The following is a 17,280-nucleotide window of genomic DNA, read 5'->3' on the forward strand; positions in this document are numbered from 1 at the left end:
GCTGGGTGACACCGATTCACGGACCCGACGATGACCTACCTGCTCGCCCTCGACCAGGGCACCTCCAGCTCGCGCAGCATCGTGTTCGGCCGCGACGGCCGCATCCGGGCGATGGCGCAGCGCGAGTTCCGCCAGATCTACCCGCGGCCGGGCTGGGTGGAACACGACCCGATGGAGATCTGGCAGACGCAGCTCGCCACCGCGCGCGAGGCGCTGGCGCAGGCCGGACTGGGTGCGCAGGACATCGCGGCGATCGGCATCACCAACCAGCGCGAGACCACGCTCTTGTGGGAGCGCGCCAGCGGTCGCCCGATCGCCAACGCCGTCGTCTGGCAGGACCGCCGCACCGAGCCGCTGTGCGCACGGTGGCGCGAGCGGGGCCTGGCCGATGCGGTGCGCGACGCAACCGGGCTGGTGATCGACCCCTACTTCTCGGCCAGCAAGATCGCCTGGCTGCTCGAGCACGTGCCGGGTGCGCGGGCGCAAGCCGAGCGCGGCGAGCTGGCCTTCGGTACCGTCGACAGCTGGCTGCTGTGGCAGCTGACCGGCGGGCGCGTGCATGCCACCGACACCACCAACGCCTCGCGCACGATGCTGTTCGACATCGACCGCGGTGCCTGGAGCGACGCGCTGCTGGCCGCGCTGGACATCCCGCGCCCGCTGCTGCCGGCGGTGCAGCCCTCGGCCTCGCACTTCGGCGACTGCGAGCCCGCGCTGCTGGGCCGCACCGTGCCGGTGTGCGGCATCGCCGGCGACCAGCAGGCGGCGCTGTTCGGCCAGGCCGGTTTCCGCGCCGGGCTGGCGAAGAACACCTACGGCACCGGCTGCTTCCTGCTGATGCACACCGGCGCGCAGCGGCAGGCCTCGACCCACGGCCTGATCACGACCGCTGCGGCGCAGGTGGGCCCGCAACGCCAGTACGCGCTGGAGGGCAGCGTGTTCATCGGCGGCGCGGTGGTGCAGTGGCTGCGCGACGGGCTGCACGCGATCCGCGGCAGCGGCGAGGTGCAGGCGCTGGCCGAGAGCGTGCCGGACGCCGGCGGCGTGGTGGTGGTGCCGGCCTTCACCGGCCTCGGTGCTCCGTATTGGCAGCCGCAAGCTACGGGCGCGATCGTCGGCCTGACGCGCGGCAGCACGGCGGCGCACATCGCACGCGCGGCGCTGGAGAGCATTGCCTTCCAGAGCGCGGCATTGCTCGACGCGATGAGCCGCGATGCCATCGCCGCCGGCGGCCAGGCGGTCAGCGAACTGCGCGTGGACGGCGGCGCCTGTGTCAACGACCTGCTGATGCAGTTCCAGGCCGACCTGCTGGGCATTCCGGTGGTGCGCCCGCAGGTGATCGAGACCACGGCGCTCGGCGCGGCCTACCTGGCCGGGCTGGGCTGCAGCGTCTACGCGGGCCCGGACGAGCTCGCCGCGCAATGGCAGGTCGAACGGCGCTTCCTGCCGACGCTGCCGCGCGAGCGTGCGGCAGAGCGGATGTCGCGCTGGGAACGCGCCGTGCGGCAGGCCGTCGCCGCGTGATGCGGCCCGCGCCGGCGCTGATCGGCAAACCGGTGCGCGGTCGGGCCCCGCGTCGCTCAGGTCGCGTGGCCCTCGTTGCGCTCCACGGCGCAGCCGCTGATGCGCCAGGCCTTGCCGGGCTGGCGCTGCAGTCGGTAGACGGCCAGCCACATGTCGCCGCTGGCATCGGTCATCTGGACGGCCTGGATCACGCTGCCGTCGTCGCCCCGCTCGGGCTTGAGGAAGGCGACCGACGCCGGGCGGTAGACCACCGGGTAGCCGCTGCGCACCATCGCCATGAAGAGGCCCGGGTTCGGGAACAGACGGCGGACGTTCGGCGCGGCGAACGAATACGCGCGCTCGGCATCGTCGGCCGCGAAGGCGGCCAGCTGCGCCTCGACGACGGCGCGCACCTGCCGGGCTTGGGCCGCACCCAGAACGCCCGCCTGCGCGGCCGGCGCACCGGCCAGGCAGAGCGCGGCGAGCAGACCCCAGCACCAGCGCTTGAACGATCGCATCGCGGACTCCTGCGGGACGGCGGCCCGATGATGCCGGAGGCACAGGCCCCTTGTCGAGAATCGGGGAACTCAGGGCGACGCAACCCAGGGTGGCCCGTCGGTGCCCAAGGCCTCGAGCGCCTCCCGGTCCGTGCGAAAGAACCGGCTGCCCGCCAGGGTCATGGCCACTTCACCGGAGGCGAGAACCTGATGCACCTGGTGCTTCACACCGGAGAAATGCAGCGCAACGGCGTCCCGCCCCACCTGTCGATGGATCGCCCTCAATGTTTCGACGCCGGTGGCATCGATGTCGTTGATGGCGCTGCAGCAAAGCAGCACCGTCCGTGTGCCGGGCGTCTGCCGAAGCCGCTCGGTGACGAATCGCTCCAGTTGCGGCGCGGTGACGTAGCTGATGCCAGCGTCCATGCGGACAGCCAGAACGTGCGGCGCGACCGGTGGCAGCCCGTGAAGCCGGCGGTCCCGCAGCACGCCGTCGGGATGAAGGCCGACCTCCACGATGCGGGGCCGGGAGCGCCGGTACAGATAGCACAGGATCGACGCGACGGTGCCCGCGAGCACGCCCCACTGAAGCTGCGGCACCGTGGCCAGCGTCGCACCGAAGGTGAGCACCGCGACGACACCGTCGTCGCGCGAAACGCGCCAGATCCTGCGGAACACGCGCAGATCGATCAGCGTGAGCACCGGCGCAATGACGATGGCCGCCAGCACCGCGGTGGGCAGCGGCGACAGCAGCGAGCCGCCCCACAAGGTGCAGGCCGTCACGCACGCCGCGCACACCAGCGTCGACCAGCCGCTCGTGGCACCGACATAGACGTTCAACGAAGAACGGGAGAACGAACCGCTCACCGGGAAAGCGCCGCTCGCGCCGCTGGCGATCTTGGCCAGCCCCTGACCGATCAGCTCCTGGTTCTCGTCCCAGGCCGTCGCCCCCGTGCGCGGCAGCGTGCGGCAACTGGACAAGGCTTCCGTGAAGCTGATCAGCGCGACGATCACGGCCGCCGGCAGCAGCGCACGGTGCTGATCGAGACCGATCGACGGCAGCGCCCCGAGCGCGGGCAGACCGTGCGGGACGGCTCCGACCACGGCACCGCCCAGGCCCTGGAAGCCGGTGGCCACGCTGACGCCGATGCCGGCGGCGCAGACCACCAGCACGCCCGGCACGCGAGGCCAGCGGCGCTTGTGCAGGAGCAGGAAGGCCAGCGCGCTCAGGCCGAAAGCGGCGGTCGTCAGCAGCCGCCATGGCTCGCCGCGAACCGTCTCGTCCAGGCGGCCCCACGCGGCGGCATCCAGCGGCGCCGGCAGACCCAGCAGCGCCGGCAGCTGCGACAGCAGGATGATCAGGGCGGCCGCGTTGACGAAGCCGGCGACCACCGGCTGCGACACGAAGTGCGCGACGGCACCGAGCCGCAGCGCACCGAGCGCCAGCTGGATCGCGCCCGCATGGATCGCGAGCCAGACGGCCAGGTGCACCCACTCGACGCTGCCCGGACGGGCCAGCGGCTGCAGCGAGGCGAAGGTCAGCAGGCTCGTCAGCGCCACCGGCCCGACGGCGAGCAGCGGCGAAGAGCCCCACAGGATGCCGACCACCGCCGGCAGCATGGCCGCATACAGCCCGGTCTCGGGCGGCATGCCCGCGAGGGCGGCGTAGGCGATCGACTGCGGGATCAGCAGCAACGCCACGCTCACGCCGGCCCACACGTCCTTGCGCAAGGAGTCGCGCGTGGGCCGCGGCCACGCCAGGAACGGCAAGCATCGGCGCCACCGGGGCATCGTCATGACGGATGCCACCGGGCCTACGAGATCGCCTGGTAATACAGGTTCTGCGGGTGATTGGCCTGCGCGAAGAAGAACCAGCGCTCGGCGATCAGGCCGGCGAACTGCACCGCGAACGCGATCCAGAACATCGCGACGGAAGCGCTGCCGATGCCTGCCCACAGCAGCGCCAGCGGGAGGGCGAACGCCATCGCGAGGAACCCCCATTTGACCGAGCGCAGCGCGGACGCGCTGCGCCCGTGGAAGAACTCGCGCGTGTTGAAGGACCCGCCCATCGCGCCCTGGCTCAGCTGCACGATGTGCTGGTGCTTCACGCCGATCGCGGTCTGCAGCGTGGACTTGGGCTTCAGCCGCGCATTGCGCGCCAGCGACGCACCGCGCGACACCAGCGCACCCGTCGTCAGCGCGATGGCCGCTGCGGCGTAGAAGTCGCTGAGCGAAGGAGCGAACGCGGCCGCAGCGGCCGTGGCGAGGCAGAAGCCGGACGCCATGCCGAGCAGCACGAAGTTGATCACCGTCAGCGGACTGGCCCATTCGCGCAGGAAGCGAATGCACGCGTAGATCATGCCGGTGCAGACGAACAGGGCCGCGCAGGCGGCGCTCGCCAGCGCCCCGCTCAGGAAACTCGTTCCCCAGCCGAGGTAGTGATCGAGCCCGTAGGCCGCAACGCCGGCCATGAACACCGGCAGAGCGATCACTTCGCGCGACAGCCACGATGTGCGCCAGCAGGCAGCCGCGCGCCACGCCCGTTCCGGATGACCGAGATGGAAGAAAGACGCGAGCAGCCCGAGCGCCGCCAGCACCAGCGCGACGAGCGCTCCGAGGGCGAAGAAGGCGGCGCCGGGCATCGCCTCGATCCACCGCAGGCGCTGCGCCCATTCGGCGGTGTACAGCGCCAGCAGCAGGCCCTGCGCCGTGCCGATCAAGGTGGTCAGGAGGATGACGGAGAAAGCGGGGTTCATCGCGGCGGCGTCCTCACCACGATGCGGCGTCGTCCAGCGACGGGTCCGACAGCGCCGGCTTGGGCAGCTTGCCGTCGATCTTCAGCGGGTTGTCGGCCCGCACCAGCTGGTCGGTGTGCACCCGCGCTTCGGTGCGCCGCCGGGGCAGGTAGTGGTTGGCGGGCTGCGTGCCCCACTCGGGCATCAGCGCATGGCCGCCGCTGTCGCGGATGGCTTGCGACACCTCGGAGTCGGGGTCGTGGATGTCGCCGAACAACCTGGCGCTGGTCGGGCAGGCCATCACGCAGGCCGGCCGGCGGTCGCGCTCGGGCAAGGCCTCGTCGTAGATGCGGTCGACGCACAGGGTGCACTTCTTCATCACCTTCTGCTGCTCGTCGAGCTCCCGCGCGCCGTAGGGGCAGGCCCAGGAGCAGTACTTGCAGCCGATGCACTTGTCGTAGTCGACCAGCACGATGCCGTCTTCCTTGCGCTTGTACGAGGCACCGGTCGGACACACCGGCACGCACGGCGGGTCCTCGCAATGCAGGCAGCTCTTCGGGAGGTGCAAGGTCTGCGTGTCGGGAAACTCCCCGACCTCGAAGGTCTGCACGCGGTTGAAGAAGGTGCCGGTCGGGTCCTTGCCGTAGGGGTTGAAGTCCGCCAGCGTGCCGGCCTCGCCGGAGGTGTTCCATTCCTTGCAGCTCGTCACGCAGGCATGGCAGCCGACGCACACATTGAGGTCGATGACCAGGGCGAGTTGGGTCACGGTGCTTCCTTGTCCTCGTGTTTCAGGCCGCCGCGCGAGAACGCCTGCCAGAGGCGCCAGGACTTGCCGGTTCCCGGCACGGCCGGCATCGCGGCGAACTGGGGCGAGGTCTCCTGCGGCTCTTCGGCACCCGCCGGATAGATGCGCACGCGCACGTCGTACCAGCCGGCCTGGCCGGTGACCGGGTCCGAGTTCGAGATCCTGCGGTCGCCGTCCGTGATCTCGTCGGTGATCAGGTGGTTGAGCAGGAAGCCGCGGCGCGATTCGTTGGCCTGCGCCGACAGCTGCCACGCGCCGGCGGCCTTGCCGATCGCATTCCAGGTCCAGACGGTGCCCGGCTCGACCGCCTGCGAGTGACGCGCCTGGCAGCGCACCTTGCCCCAGGGCGATTCGACCCACATCCAGCCGTCGTCCGCGATCTGCGCCGCACGCGCCGTCACCGGGTTCACGAACAGGTAGTTGTGCGCGTGGATCTGTCGCAACCAGGCATTCTGCGAATCCCACGAGTGGTACATCGCCATCGGCCGCTGCGTCACGGCATTGAGCGGGTAGCGAGCGCTGTCGGTGTTCAGCTCCTCCAGCGGTGCGAAGTAGAACGGCAAGGGGTCGAAGTAGCGCTCGATGCGCTCGCGCAGGGCCTCCGGCGGCCGGCGGCCCGGCCGCTTGCCCTGGGCCGCGAGGCGGAAGGTCTGCAGCACCTCCGAGTAGAGCTGGATCACGATGGGATCGGCAAAGCGGCGCAGCCGGGTGCGCTGCGCCCACTCCATGTAGCCCTGGTTCCAGTTGCGCATGTACTGGTAGGACGGCGGCAGCTTGTGGTGGAAGACGCAGTTGTTCTTGGCGTACATCTCCCACTGGCGCTCGTTCGGCTCGCCTTTCAGGACCTGGTCGCCGTTGGGACCGCGCCAACCCGACAGGAAGCCGATGCCGGAGCCCGGCTCGGTTTCGTAGCGCACGATGAACTCCGGGTAGTCCTTGAACTTGCGCTGGCCGTCCGGCGTCGTGAAAGCCGGCAGCTTCAGGCGGCTCGCCAGCTCGATCAGCACCTCCTGGAAGGGCTTGCACTGCCCCGTGGGCGGCAGCACCGGCACGCGCACCGCGTCGGTCGGCCCGTCGAACTCCGAGATCGGCCGGTCGAGGATCGACATCACGTCGTGGCGCTCGAGGTAGGTGGTGTCGGGCAGCACCAGGTCGGCGTAGGCCGTCATCTCCGACTGGAAGGCGTCGCAGACCGCGATGAACGGGATCTTGTAGTCGCCGTCCTCGTGGCGGTCGTTGAGCATCCTGCGGACCTCGGACGTGTTCATCGTCGAGTTCCAGGCCATGTTGGCCATGAAAATCAGCAAGGTGTCGATGCGGTAGGGGTCGCCGCGCCAGGCGTTCGTGATCACGTTGTGCATCAGCCCGTGGACCGACAGCGGGTGCTCCCACGAGAAGCCCTTGTCGATGCGCACCGGGCCGCCGTCGTCGTCGACGAACAGGTCGTCGGGCGACGCGGGCCACCCCAGCGGCAGGCCGCCGAGCGGCGTGTCGGGCTTCACGGCTGCGGGGCTGTTCGGCGGCTTCGCGCTCGGCGGGATGGCGCGCGGGAACGGTGCCTTGTGGCGAAAGCCCCCGGGGCGGTCGATCGTGCCGAGCAGCGACATCAGGATCGCCAGCGCACGGATGGTGTGAAAGCCGTTCGAGTGCGCGGCCAGCCCGCGCATCGCATGGAAGGCCACCGGGTTGCCGGTCACCGTCGCGTGCTCCTCGCCCCACGAATCGGTCCACGCGATCGGCAGCTCGATCTTCTGGTCGCGCGCCGTCATGCCCATCTCGTGGGCGAGCCGGCGGATCGTCTCGGCGGGAATGCCGGTGATGCCACTGGCCCATTCGGGCGTGCAGTCCCGCACGCGGTCCTCGATCAACTGCATCGCCGGCTTGACGCGGCGGCCATCGGGCAGCTCGAAACTGCCGAACAGGCAGGGATCGGCGCCGCGTGTGTGGGCGCGCACCGGACGATCGGTGACGCGGTCCCACCACAGCTTGTTCTGCGGGTACTGCGGGTTGATTTCGGGACTGTCGGGGTCGGACGCCATGAGGCCGACGTCGTCGGCGTCCTGGTCGTCATGGATCAGGTAACCGGCATTCGAGTAGCGGGCGATGAAATCGCGGTCGTAGAGGCCGATGGCGATCAGCTCGTGGATCAGCGCGAGCATCAGTGCACCGTCGGTGCCGGGTTTGATCGGCACCCATTCGTCGGCGATCGCCGAGTAGCCGGTGCGGATGGGATTGATGGAAATGAAGCGCCCGCCGGCACGCTTGAACTTCGCGATCGCGATCTTCAGCGGGTTCGAGTGGTGGTCCTCGGCGGTGCCGATCATCACGAACAGCTTGGCGCGGTCGAGGTCGGGGCCGCCGAACTCCCAGAACGAGCCGCCGATCGTGTAGATCATCCCGGCGGCCATGTTCACCGAACAGAAGCCGCCGTGGGCGGCATAGTTGGGCGTGCCGAACTGCCGCGCGAACAGGCCCGTGAGCGCCTGCATCTGGTCGCGGCCGGTGAAGAGCGCGAACTTCTTCGGGTCGGTCGAACGAATGCGGCGCAGGCGGTCTTCGAGCATCGCGAAGGCCTCGTCCCACGAGATCGGCTCGAAATCGGCCGCGCCCCGCTCCGAGCCGGGCTTGCGCCGCAGCGGCTGCGTGAGCCGCGCCGGCGAGACCTGCTTCATGATCCCCGAGCTGCCCTTGGCACAGATCACGCCCTGGTTCAGCGGGTGGTCGGGGTTGCCGTCGATGTAACGCAGCCGGCCGTCCTCGAGGTGCACGCGGATGCCGCAGCGGCAGGCGCACATGTAGCAGGTGGTGTGCCTGACCTCCCGCGACGGCGTGGATGCGGCCGCGTCGGCGTCGGTGTGTTGCGTGCTCATAGGAGTACCTTCGTGCTGGGCACTTCGGTGCGAGCCCCTTCGGGCGGCCGTGCATGGCTCATGCGGCGCCCGTCAGCGCAGGCAGCAGCTTTGCGACCGCATCCTTTTCGCGGGTGCAGGTGCCGCTGAGCGCAGCCGCCAGCAGACTGCCGTCCGACGCACGGTAGAACGCCCGCATGCCTGCGGCTTCGCGCTCGACGTGCCATTTGCCGCCGCCTGGCAGCTTGGATGGAAAGAACACCGCCGGACAGGCCGGCGTCTTCAGCACGACCGGCATCGCCGGGTAGACGACTGCCGTGCGCTCGCCGCTCAGCGTGCGCGCCAGGGCCCGTGCCGCGTGCATGATGGGCATGATGAAGGGCAGCAGCAGGCCCTCCACCTCGGCGCAGTCGCCCAGGGCGTAGATGTGTTCGTCGTCGGTCTGCAGGTGCCGGTCGACGACGATGCCGCGGTTCACCGCCAGGCCGGCCTGGACGGCCAGCGCGGTGTTCGCCGACAGGCCGACGGCCGACAACACCGTGTCGGCGTGCAGCGCACACCCGCTCTCCAGGACGATCGCCAGGCCGTCGCCAGCCGCGTCGATCCGCTCGACGCTCTCGGACAGGTGCCAGCGGACGCCGGCCGCCGCGAGTCGCGCCTGGAACTCGAGCGCCATCGGCTCCGGCCAGAAGCGCGGCAGTGCCCGCGGCGCGATGTCGATCACGTCGACCGCGTGGCCCGCGGCGGCCAGGTCGTTGGCGAACTCGCAGCCGACCAGGCCCGCGCCGAGCAGGGCCACGCGCGGGTGCGTTTCCAGGTGCTGACGGAAGCGCCGGTAGTCGCCGAGGTTGTTGACGCTCACCACGCGATCGGCGGCATCGCCCGCCAGCTCGAGGCGGATCGGCCGGCCGCCGACGGCCAGCACCAGCCGGTCGTAGGCCAGCACGCGCCCATTCACCTCGACGGTCCGCGCCGCGCGGTCGACGCGCGTCACCGGGTGACCCGCCAGGATCTCGATGCCGTAGTCGCCGGCGAGCTGTGGCGCGGCGGCGGTGGCCAGCGAGGCCGGCGCCTTCTTCAGCGCGAAGGCATTGGAGAGCATCGGCTTCGAATAGAACGCGCCGTCGTCTTCCGTGACGACCGTCACCGCCACCTCGCGGTCGAGTTTGCGCAGTTCCCTGGCCACCGAGTAGCCGGCCAGGCCACTTCCGATCACGACGATGGGGTTCATTGCTGGGGTCCGGTTGCGGGAAGGGAGAGCGGGCCGATCACCGGAGGCCCCACCCGGGAGCCATGGCGAGCGGGCCGGCCCGTCGACACTCAGGCCGGGCTCGCAGCCAGCTCGGCGGTGGCGGGCACGCCCGCGTCACGCGGCGGGCGGTAGCCGAGCCTGGCGGAGACCTGCTGCGCCACGCTGACGACCGTCGGCGCCAGCAGCTTGAGGTTGCGCGGCTTGAACCGGTCGGCCGGCCCGGAGACGCCGATCGCCGCGCACACATGGCCGCCGGCGTTCCAGATCGGCGACGCGATGCCGCACACACCATCCCGCCATTCGCCGCGGTTGACGGCGTAGCCGAGCTGGCGCTGCCTCTCCAGCTCGCTTCTCAGCTCGTTCGGCGTCGTGATCGTGTAGGGCGTGAAGGGTTTGAGCTCGAGCGAGATCTGGTCGATCAACGCGGCCGGCGCGTAGGCCAGCAGCGCCTTGCCGGTGGCGACACAGTAGGCCGGCGCCCGACCGCCGACACGCGAGTACGCCCGCACCGGGTGCGGGCTGTCGACCTTGTCGAGGTAGATGACTTCCGCGCCTTCGAGCACGGACAGGTGAACCGTCTCGCCCGACAGCTGACACAGGCGCTCCATGTACTCGGCCGCCACCGTCTTCAGGTCCAGCCGGCCCACGACTGCCGCGCCGAGCTCCCACAACTTCAGCGTCAGCTCGTACTTGCCGCTCTGCTCGAAATTGCGGACGTAGCCGCAGGCGACGAGCGTCTGCAGCAGGCGGTGCGCATTGCTCTTCGTCAAGCCGAGGTGCTTGGCCAGCTCGGTCACGCCGGACAGATTGGGGTGTGCCGCCAAGGCCTCGATCACTTGCAGGCCCTTCACGAAAGTCGTGTCCATATTGTTCTGAATATTGATACTACGTATTGATATCTTAGTTGCCGGCGCCCGGAACTGTCAAGGGCGGCACTGTCGCCGGGCAAGGCAGCAACACGGATCGGTCACTCCGAGAGTCGATGTTTTCATGGACAAATTTCCATGAAATTCAACGAGCTCGACGATCGGTATGCGCGTTTATCCTGATCCGCTCCGCTGTTGACATCAAACCGTCGACTGCTAGGATTGTCTCAGTTTATTGAAACACCGTTCCATTATTTAGAACATAAGCGATCCGATCTTTGCTCGGACTGTCCCCGAAGCTCGAGGGCGTGCCGCGACCAACGCGCGGAGATTCCGCCCGAGTTCCTTGCATCCTTCCGTGGAGACCCCTGTGAAAGAGACCCTGATCCGAAACCTCTGGTACGTCGCGGGCGCCAGCGACGAATTCCCCGCCGGCACACTGGTCGGTCAGACCATCGTCGGCCTGCCGTTGGTGCTGTGGCGTCCCAGCGCGGGCGGCGAGGTGATCGCCTTCGATGGGCGCTGCTGCCACAAGAGGATGCCGCTCGCCGCGGGCAAGCTGCTCGCCGACGGCACGCTCGAGTGCGCCTATCACGGCCTGTGCTTCGACGCCGAGGGCAAGTGCGTGAAGGTCCCTTCACAGCCGGGCCGGCCCATCCCGAGCCGGGCGAGGCTGCGGCCTTATCCGATCGTCGAGCAGGACGGCATGGTGTGGATCTGGATGGGCGACGACGCCAGCCCGTCGCTGCGCCCGCCGCGCATCCCGGAGCTCGCCAGCATCGAGTGGGAGACCGTCCGCGTGCAGAACGCCGAGGTGCCCACGAACTACCTGCTGCTGATCGAGAACCTGCTCGACATCAGCCACTTCTATCCGCTGCACGACGGCAACATCGGCGACATCGCCAACAGCGAGATCCCGGTCGAGTTCATTCACGATCCGGTCCAGGGCAACCGCTCGGTCACGTCGGTGCGCAAGGCCGAGTCCTACCGGCACCCACCCTACCTCGAGGATTTCTTCGGCTACCAGCTGGTCGACCGGCACCACACGCACAGCATGATCTCGCCGGCCGCCATCCGCGTGGACCTGCGCTGCGCGCCGCCCGGGCGGCTGCAGACGGACGACGAGCGCGGCTACATCCTCACGCACCTCATCACGCCGATCGACGAGCGGCACCACCGCTGGCGCGTCATCGCCGCCTGCCGTGCCGGCCACAAGTGGCCGACCGACCCGAGCGTCTCGACGGTGGCGCGCGTGGCCGAGCAGTTCCCCGGCGTCATCGCCCAGGACCTGTGGGCCCTGACGGAACAGCAGAAGATGATCGACCTGTCCGATGTGCACTACCTCGGCGAGATGCACCTGCGCTCGGACACCGGAATCCTCAAGGCCCGCGAGATCGTCCGCGAGATGGTGGCCGCCGAGTCGCCGGCGGTCGCCGCATGAGCCTTCGGAAATGGCGCTGCGTGCTGTGCGGCTTCATCTACGACGAGGCTGTCGGACTTCCCGATGAAGGCATTGCACCGGGCACCGCCTGGGCCGACGTGCCCGACAGCTGGAGCTGCCCCGACTGCGGGGCCGGCAAGGACGAGTTCGAGATGGTTCCCGTTGAGTGATCGAGGCGCCGCGCATGCGGCGTCAAGCGGTCGGCCGAGGCGGCCGATCAATGGCTGACATCGTTGCACCGGGCCGACAGAGCCCGGGCAGGTCTGTCGGTGGTTTTCCCGAAAGGAGATCGAGGTGACAAACAAGCGACCCATCGAGTTCGACGCGACCCCCGACGCCACACGCCGGGGGCTGGTGCTTTCCGCCGCAGCCGCGACCGGTCTGAGTCTGCTGCCCGGCGCCGTGCGCGACGCGCAGGCGCAGGGCTTCCCGCCGCTCGGCAATTTTCCCGCCGGGACGGACGGCAGCTCGGTGTTCATCGGTGTGTCGGTACCGCTGACCGGCGCTTATTCGGCCGAAGGCAAGGACCAGCAGCTCGGCTTCGAGCTGGCGTTCGAGCACCTCAACGCAGGCAAGCTGGTCGGCAAGATTCCCGAGCTCAAGGGCAAGGGCGTGCTGGGCAAGACCATCACCTTCGGCGTGATCGACGACGAGAGCAAGGCGGAATCGGCGATCCAGGGCCAGACCCGCTTCATCCGCAACAACAAAGCGATCCTGATGACCGGCTGCTACAGCAGCGCGGTGACGGTCGCGCTGGGCAAGCTGGCGCAGCGCGAGAAGGTGCTCTACATGGCCGGCCCGGCGGGCTCGGACGACGTGACCGGCAAGGACTGCCAGCGCTACAGCTTCCGCTCGCAGCCGAGCACGACGATGGCCTCGCGCGCGCTGGCGCCGGTGCTGGCCGAGCGGCTGGGCAAGGGCAAGAAGGTCGCCTACCTGGTGCCCGACTACACCTTCGGCCACACGCAGTTCGAATCGATGGCCCGGCTGACCGAGCCGATGGGCTGGAAGACGGTGTCCAAGCAGGTCTGCCCGATCGGCACCGCCGACTTCAGCACCTACCTGCTCAACATCGCCAACAGCGGCGCCGACGTGTTCGTGAACTGCACGGTCGGCAACGACTGCTCGGTGTCGATCAAGCAGGCCCAGAACTTCGGCGTCATGAAGAACGCGGCGCTGGTGGTGCCGACGCTGCAGCCCTTCCTGGCGCAGCAGCTCGGCCCGGAGGTGACGCAGGGCATCCTCGGCGTGATGGACTTCTGGTGGTCGCTGGCCGAGAGCAACGAGCTCGCGAAGCTGTTCGTCGACGACTTCCAGGCCAAGCACAAGTACAAGCCCTACTGGCCGGCGCACATCGCCTACTCGCAGATGATGATCTGGGCCGTGGCGGTGGAGCGCGCGAAGACCTTCTATCCGCCGGAGGTCATCAAGGCGCTCGAGTCGAAGCTGCCGATCAAGTCCTCGCTGGGCGACGTGATGTACCGCCCTGAGGATCACCAGCTGGTCCGCCCGGTCCCGGTGATGCGCGGCAAGAAGCCCTCCGAGATGAAGTCCAAGGACGATTACTACGAGGTGCTCAAGATGATCCCCGGCGCCGACGCCGTGACGCCGCTCGACCAGGGCACCTGCAAGATGGGCGAACTCACCTGACGCTCGCCCACGCGGCCCGTACTCCGCCGCCCTGCCCGCCGCCCGGGCCACCCGTTCCGGGCGAACCCGATCTCCGCAGGCGGGTCGCGCCGTCTCAGCGAGGGCGGCCCGGTCCGCCCGATTCGATCCGCCCGCCGCCGCCTTGCGCAGCGGGTCCATGGAGGCCTTCATGCCACCGCTTGCTCTAGTGATATCGCAGATGTTTCACGGCCTGGTCCTCGGCGGCATGCTCGCGCTCGTCGGCTGCGGACTGACCATCATCCTCGGCACCCTCGGCCTGGTGAACTTCGCGCATGGTGCGTTCTTCGCCGTCGGCGCCTATGCAGGCTGGCTCGCCTACGAATGGACGGGGTCGTATTTCGCCGCGCTGGCGATCGGCGCGGTCGCCACCTGCGCCATCGGCTTCGTCATCGAACGCGGGCTGATCAGCCGCTTCTACCAGCGCCCCCACGAAGACCAGATCCTGCTGACCTTCGGTCTCGGCATCGTGATGGTCGAAGCGCTGCGTGCGAGTTTCGGCGGCATGGGCCGCGCCATGCCCGCACCGGAGTGGGCCGCCGGCGCCGTCTCCATCGGCCCGGTCGTCTACCCCGAATACCGATTGGTGGTGTTCGGACTCGCCGCGCTGTCGCTGCTGGTGTTCTATGTCCTGCTGTACCACTCGCGGCTGGGACTGATCGTGCGCGCGGCGATCGAGGACACGTTGATGGTGCGCATCCTCGGCCTGCGAGCCTCGCAGATTCGGGCCGTCGTCTTCGCGCTGGGCGTGCTCGCCGTCGGGCTCGCCGGCGTCGCGATGGCGCCGATCGTCTCGATCAACCCCGATGTCGGCGCGCGCTTCATGGTGCAGTCCTTCGTGGTGGTCGTGATCGGCGGTCTGGGCTCCTTCCCCGGCGCCATCGTCGGCGGCTTCATTGCCGGGCAGATCCAGACATTCACCGCGATCTTCGAAGCGGCCTACAGCGACGTGGCGCTGTTCACGACGATGGTGGTCATCCTGGCGGTTCGCCCGCGCGGCCTGCTCGGCGTGGAGGGGCGCAAATGACGGCGCAACAACTCGCGGCCCGCGCCGGTGGCATGCGCCGGCTGGCGGTGTCTCTGCCGATGGAAGGCTGGATCGTCCTGGCGCTCGCGCTGATGCCCTTCGTGCTGCTCGCCGGCGGCGGCTCCGTCGACACCGCGATCCGCATCCTGCTGTGGGGCATCTTCGGCCTGGGCTTCGACATCCTGTTCGGCTACGCCGGCATGCTGTCGTTCGGCCAGGCCGCCTTCTTCGGCACCGGCAGCTTCGTCACCGCCTACCTGCTCGTCAGCGGCGCCGTCACGAATTTCGCGCTCGCGATCGGCGCGGGCGTCCTGGCTTCGATGGCCTTCAGCGTGCTGGTGGGATTGGTCGCCCTGAGGCGCATCGGGATTTATTTCTCGATGATCACCTTCGCGATCGGCGAGTTGTGCTTCTTCATCCAGCACTCGGTGTTGGCACGCTGGACCGGCGGCGACAACGGCCTGCCGGGCGTGCCTCATCCGACCTGGCGCGTTGGCGACCGGCTGTACGAGATGACCTCGGGCTGGGGCATGTACGTGGTGATCGCGACGCTGTTCGTCGCCACCTTCTGGTTCGCACGGCGCGTGGTCGCCTCGCCGTTCGGCCGCGTGCTGAACGCAACGCGGATCAATCCGGAGCGCACGCTCGCCGTCGGTCACGACATCGAGCGCTACAAGATGGCCGCCTTTGTCGTGGCGGCGGCCTATGCCGGCCTGGCCGGCACGCTGATGGGCATCTTCCAGAGCTACGTCGGACCTGACGCCTTCGCGCTCGACACCTCGGGCCAGGTGGTGATGCAGACCGTCGTCGGCGGCGTGCGCACGCTGATCGGGCCGCTGGTCGGCGCGGCGGTGTGGATCTACCTGCGCGACATCCTGCAGCAGATCCCCGGCATCGGCGGCATGTGGAAACTGATCCTCGGCGCGCTGTTCATCCTGGCCGTCACGACGATGCGGCGCGGCATCGTCGGCGAGATCCAGCATGTCTTCTACAAGCGCCGGCTGGCGGCCGCGACCGCGGCGGCGCTTGCGACCGAGAAGCTCGCTGCCTTCGCACCGGCCCCGCCGCCGGCCGACTTCTTCGCCGCGGCTTCGCGCACGGCCACGGCATTGCCGCGCGCAGCCGCCTCGGACGACGGCGTGCCGGCCATCGAGGCCCGCCACATCCGCAAGCAGTTCGGCGGCCTGGTGGCGCTGGAGGACGTGTGCCTGTCGGTGCGCGAGGGCGAGATCATGGGCCTGATCGGCCCGAACGGCGCGGGCAAGAGCACGCTGTTCCGCATCCTCACCGGCGAGATGCCGGCCACCAGCGGCGAGGTGCACTTCCGCGGCCGCAACATCACCGGCGTGGGCGTGCGCGAGGCCTGCGCGATGGGCATCAGCAAGAGCTACCAGATCGTGCAGGTCTACCCCGAGCTCAGCCTGCGCGAGAACCTGCTGGTGCCGCTGCTGGCGCGCCAGCGCGGCGCGTTCCGCTTCGACGTGATGGCTTCGGTCAAGCACGACGGCAAGTTGATGAAGGACGCCGACCGGCTGCTGGCGATGATGGGCCTGTCCGACCGCCTGGGCGGGCCGGTCTCCGACCTGTCCTACGGCGAGAAGCGCCGGCTGGAGATCGGCATCGCGCTGGCCACCCAACCCGACGTGCTGCTGCTCGACGAGCCGCTGGCCGGCCTGAGCCCCGAGGAGCGCGTGCAGGTGGTTCGCGTCATCAAGGCGGCCAGCGCCGGCCGCACCACGCTGGTGGTCGAGCACGACATGGATGCGCTGTTCGGCCTGGCCGACCGCATCGCGGTGCTGCACATGGGTCGCAACCTGGCCGTCGGGCCGCCGGCGGAGATCCGCGAGAACCCGATCGTGCACACCGCCTACATGGGAGCCAGCGATGAGACCTGACCTGCTCTCGCTGCGCGACGTCAACTCCTGCTACGGAGAGTCGCACGTCCTGCACAACATCAACCTGCGCGTCGCCGAAGGCGAGGTGGTCGCGCTGCTCGGCCGCAACGGCTCGGGCAAGACGACCACGCTGAAAACCGTCATGGGCCTGCTGGCGCCGAAGTCCGGCGTCATCGAGTATGCCGGTCGCACGCTGCGCGACGCCTCACCGGAAGGACGGGCGCGCGCCGGCATCCAGCTGGTGCCGGAAGACCGCCGCGTGTTCGCCGGCCTGACGGTGGAAGAGAACCTGACCCTCGCCGCGATGGGCTGCGCCAAGCCCCTTGCCATCCCGGCGATGTACGAAGTGTTCCCGCGCCTGGGCGAGCGCAAGAAGTCGCACGGCCGGCACCTGTCGGGCGGCGAGCAGCAGATGCTGTCGATCGCGCGGGCACTGATCCAGGCGCCGCGGCTGCTGATGCTCGACGAGCCCTTCGAGGGCCTGGCGCCGATCATCGTGAAAGCGCTGATGGACGTCGTCGGCCGGCTGGCCAGGCAGGGGCAGACGATCGTGATCGTCGAGCAGAACGTCAAGGCCTGCCTGATGTTGTCGGACCGTGTCTACCTGCTCAGCAACGGCCTGGTGGTTCACGAGGGCTCGGCCAAGGCGCTGATGGAGGATCAGGAGACGCAGAAGCGCCACCTCTCGGTCTAGCGGGCAACGCCTGTCGACCGATCCCGACGGACAGCCGCACCGGACCAT

Annotated in this window: 14 protein-coding genes; 7 read left to right on the forward strand and 7 right to left on the reverse strand. The window is 69.2% G+C overall.

All coding sequences use genetic code 11. The features are described from left to right. Window positions 1–30: 30 nt before the first annotated feature. Entirely contained in the window at window positions 31–1,524 is a 1,494-nt protein-coding gene (gene glpK / locus ACQY9S_RS15685; RefSeq protein ID WP_428420847.1) for a glycerol kinase GlpK, read from the forward strand. A 56-nt stretch (window positions 1,525–1,580) separates the two neighbouring features. Here the strand turns inward: glpK and ACQY9S_RS15690 are convergent, their stop codons facing one another. The 7 genes from ACQY9S_RS15690 to ACQY9S_RS15720 all read right to left on the reverse strand — a co-directional run bounded on the left by ACQY9S_RS15690 (window position 1,581) and on the right by ACQY9S_RS15720 (window position 10,507). Then, window positions 1,581–2,021 carry a DUF4864 domain-containing protein gene (locus tag ACQY9S_RS15690; protein ID WP_428420849.1) on the reverse strand — a complete coding sequence of 147 codons (441 nt, stop codon included), beginning with the start codon at window positions 2,019–2,021 and terminating at the stop codon, window positions 1,581–1,583. A gap of 69 nt (window positions 2,022–2,090) precedes the next feature. Next, window positions 2,091–3,770 carry a SulP family inorganic anion transporter gene (locus tag ACQY9S_RS15695; protein ID WP_428420851.1) on the reverse strand — a complete coding sequence of 560 codons (1,680 nt, stop codon included), beginning with the start codon at window positions 3,768–3,770 and terminating at the stop codon, window positions 2,091–2,093. Window positions 3,771–3,814: 44 nt separating this feature from the next. Continuing rightward, window positions 3,815–4,756: a dimethyl sulfoxide reductase anchor subunit family protein gene (locus tag ACQY9S_RS15700; RefSeq protein ID WP_428420853.1), complete on the reverse strand. Its 942-nt coding sequence runs from the start codon at window positions 4,754–4,756 to the stop codon at window positions 3,815–3,817. Window positions 4,757–4,769: 13 nt separating this feature from the next. Then, window positions 4,770–5,501, reverse strand: coding sequence for a 4Fe-4S dicluster domain-containing protein (locus tag ACQY9S_RS15705; protein ID WP_428420855.1), 732 nt, complete (start codon window positions 5,499–5,501; stop codon window positions 4,770–4,772). Further along, window positions 5,498–8,410, reverse strand: coding sequence for a molybdopterin oxidoreductase family protein (locus ACQY9S_RS15710; protein WP_428420857.1), 2,913 nt, complete (start codon window positions 8,408–8,410; stop codon window positions 5,498–5,500). The genes ACQY9S_RS15705 and ACQY9S_RS15710 overlap by 4 nt, the downstream gene beginning before the upstream one ends. A 58-nt stretch (window positions 8,411–8,468) precedes the next feature. Beyond that, window positions 8,469–9,620 carry an NAD(P)/FAD-dependent oxidoreductase gene (locus ACQY9S_RS15715; RefSeq protein WP_428420859.1) on the reverse strand — a complete coding sequence of 384 codons (1,152 nt, stop codon included), beginning with the start codon at window positions 9,618–9,620 and terminating at the stop codon, window positions 8,469–8,471. Window positions 9,621–9,709: 89 nt separating this feature from the next. Next, on the reverse strand, window positions 9,710–10,507 hold the full coding sequence (locus tag ACQY9S_RS15720; protein ID WP_428420861.1) for an IclR family transcriptional regulator: 798 nt from the start codon (window positions 10,505–10,507) through the stop codon (window positions 9,710–9,712). Window positions 10,508–10,877: 370 nt separating this feature from the next. Here ACQY9S_RS15720 and ACQY9S_RS15725 point away from each other — a divergent pair, with 370 nt between their 5' ends. The 6 genes from ACQY9S_RS15725 (at window position 10,878) to ACQY9S_RS15750 (ending at window position 17,232) form a co-directional block, all read left to right on the forward strand. Next, on the forward strand, window positions 10,878–11,948 hold the full coding sequence (locus ACQY9S_RS15725) for a Rieske 2Fe-2S domain-containing protein (protein WP_428420863.1): 1,071 nt from the start codon (window positions 10,878–10,880) through the stop codon (window positions 11,946–11,948). Further along, complete coding sequence (locus tag ACQY9S_RS15730; protein ID WP_428420865.1) at window positions 11,945–12,118, forward strand: rubredoxin; 174 nt, start codon at window positions 11,945–11,947, stop codon at window positions 12,116–12,118. The genes ACQY9S_RS15725 and ACQY9S_RS15730 overlap by 4 nt, the downstream gene beginning before the upstream one ends. Window positions 12,119–12,242: 124 nt before the next feature. Further along, entirely contained in the window at window positions 12,243–13,598 is a 1,356-nt protein-coding gene (locus ACQY9S_RS15735) for a substrate-binding protein (RefSeq protein WP_428420866.1), read from the forward strand. Window positions 13,599–13,767: 169 nt separating this feature from the next. Then, window positions 13,768–14,643 carry a branched-chain amino acid ABC transporter permease gene (locus ACQY9S_RS15740; protein ID WP_428420868.1) on the forward strand — a complete coding sequence of 292 codons (876 nt, stop codon included), beginning with the start codon at window positions 13,768–13,770 and terminating at the stop codon, window positions 14,641–14,643. Further along, window positions 14,640–16,538, forward strand: coding sequence for an ATP-binding cassette domain-containing protein (locus tag ACQY9S_RS15745; protein ID WP_428420870.1), 1,899 nt, complete (start codon window positions 14,640–14,642; stop codon window positions 16,536–16,538). Before ACQY9S_RS15740 ends, ACQY9S_RS15745 begins: the two co-directional genes overlap by 4 nt. Further along, complete coding sequence (locus ACQY9S_RS15750; RefSeq protein WP_428420871.1) at window positions 16,528–17,232, forward strand: ABC transporter ATP-binding protein; 705 nt, start codon at window positions 16,528–16,530, stop codon at window positions 17,230–17,232. The genes ACQY9S_RS15745 and ACQY9S_RS15750 overlap by 11 nt, the downstream gene beginning before the upstream one ends. Window positions 17,233–17,280: the final 48 nt, after the last annotated feature.

Origin of the sequence: Methylibium sp., from assembly GCF_965279545.1 — a bacterium.
Classification (GTDB): domain Bacteria; phylum Pseudomonadota; class Gammaproteobacteria; order Burkholderiales; family Burkholderiaceae_C; genus Methylibium.

Coding starts and splice junctions, on each gene's coding strand:
- glpK (WP_428420847.1), top strand. CDS start 31: ATGACCTACCTGCTCGCCCTCGACCAGGGCACCTCCAGCTCGCGCAGC.
- ACQY9S_RS15690 (WP_428420849.1), bottom strand. CDS start 2,021: ATGCGATCGTTCAAGCGCTGGTGCTGGGGTCTGCTCGCCGCGCTCTGC.
- ACQY9S_RS15700 (WP_428420853.1), bottom strand. CDS start 4,756: ATGAACCCCGCTTTCTCCGTCATCCTCCTGACCACCTTGATCGGCACG.
- ACQY9S_RS15710 (WP_428420857.1), bottom strand. CDS start 8,410: ATGAGCACGCAACACACCGACGCCGACGCGGCCGCATCCACGCCGTCG.
- ACQY9S_RS15715 (WP_428420859.1), bottom strand. CDS start 9,620: ATGAACCCCATCGTCGTGATCGGAAGTGGCCTGGCCGGCTACTCGGTG.
- ACQY9S_RS15720 (WP_428420861.1), bottom strand. CDS start 10,507: ATGGACACGACTTTCGTGAAGGGCCTGCAAGTGATCGAGGCCTTGGCG.
- ACQY9S_RS15730 (WP_428420865.1), top strand. CDS start 11,945: ATGAGCCTTCGGAAATGGCGCTGCGTGCTGTGCGGCTTCATCTACGAC.
- ACQY9S_RS15740 (WP_428420868.1), top strand. CDS start 13,768: ATGCCACCGCTTGCTCTAGTGATATCGCAGATGTTTCACGGCCTGGTC.
- ACQY9S_RS15745 (WP_428420870.1), top strand. CDS start 14,640: ATGACGGCGCAACAACTCGCGGCCCGCGCCGGTGGCATGCGCCGGCTG.
- ACQY9S_RS15750 (WP_428420871.1), top strand. CDS start 16,528: ATGAGACCTGACCTGCTCTCGCTGCGCGACGTCAACTCCTGCTACGGA.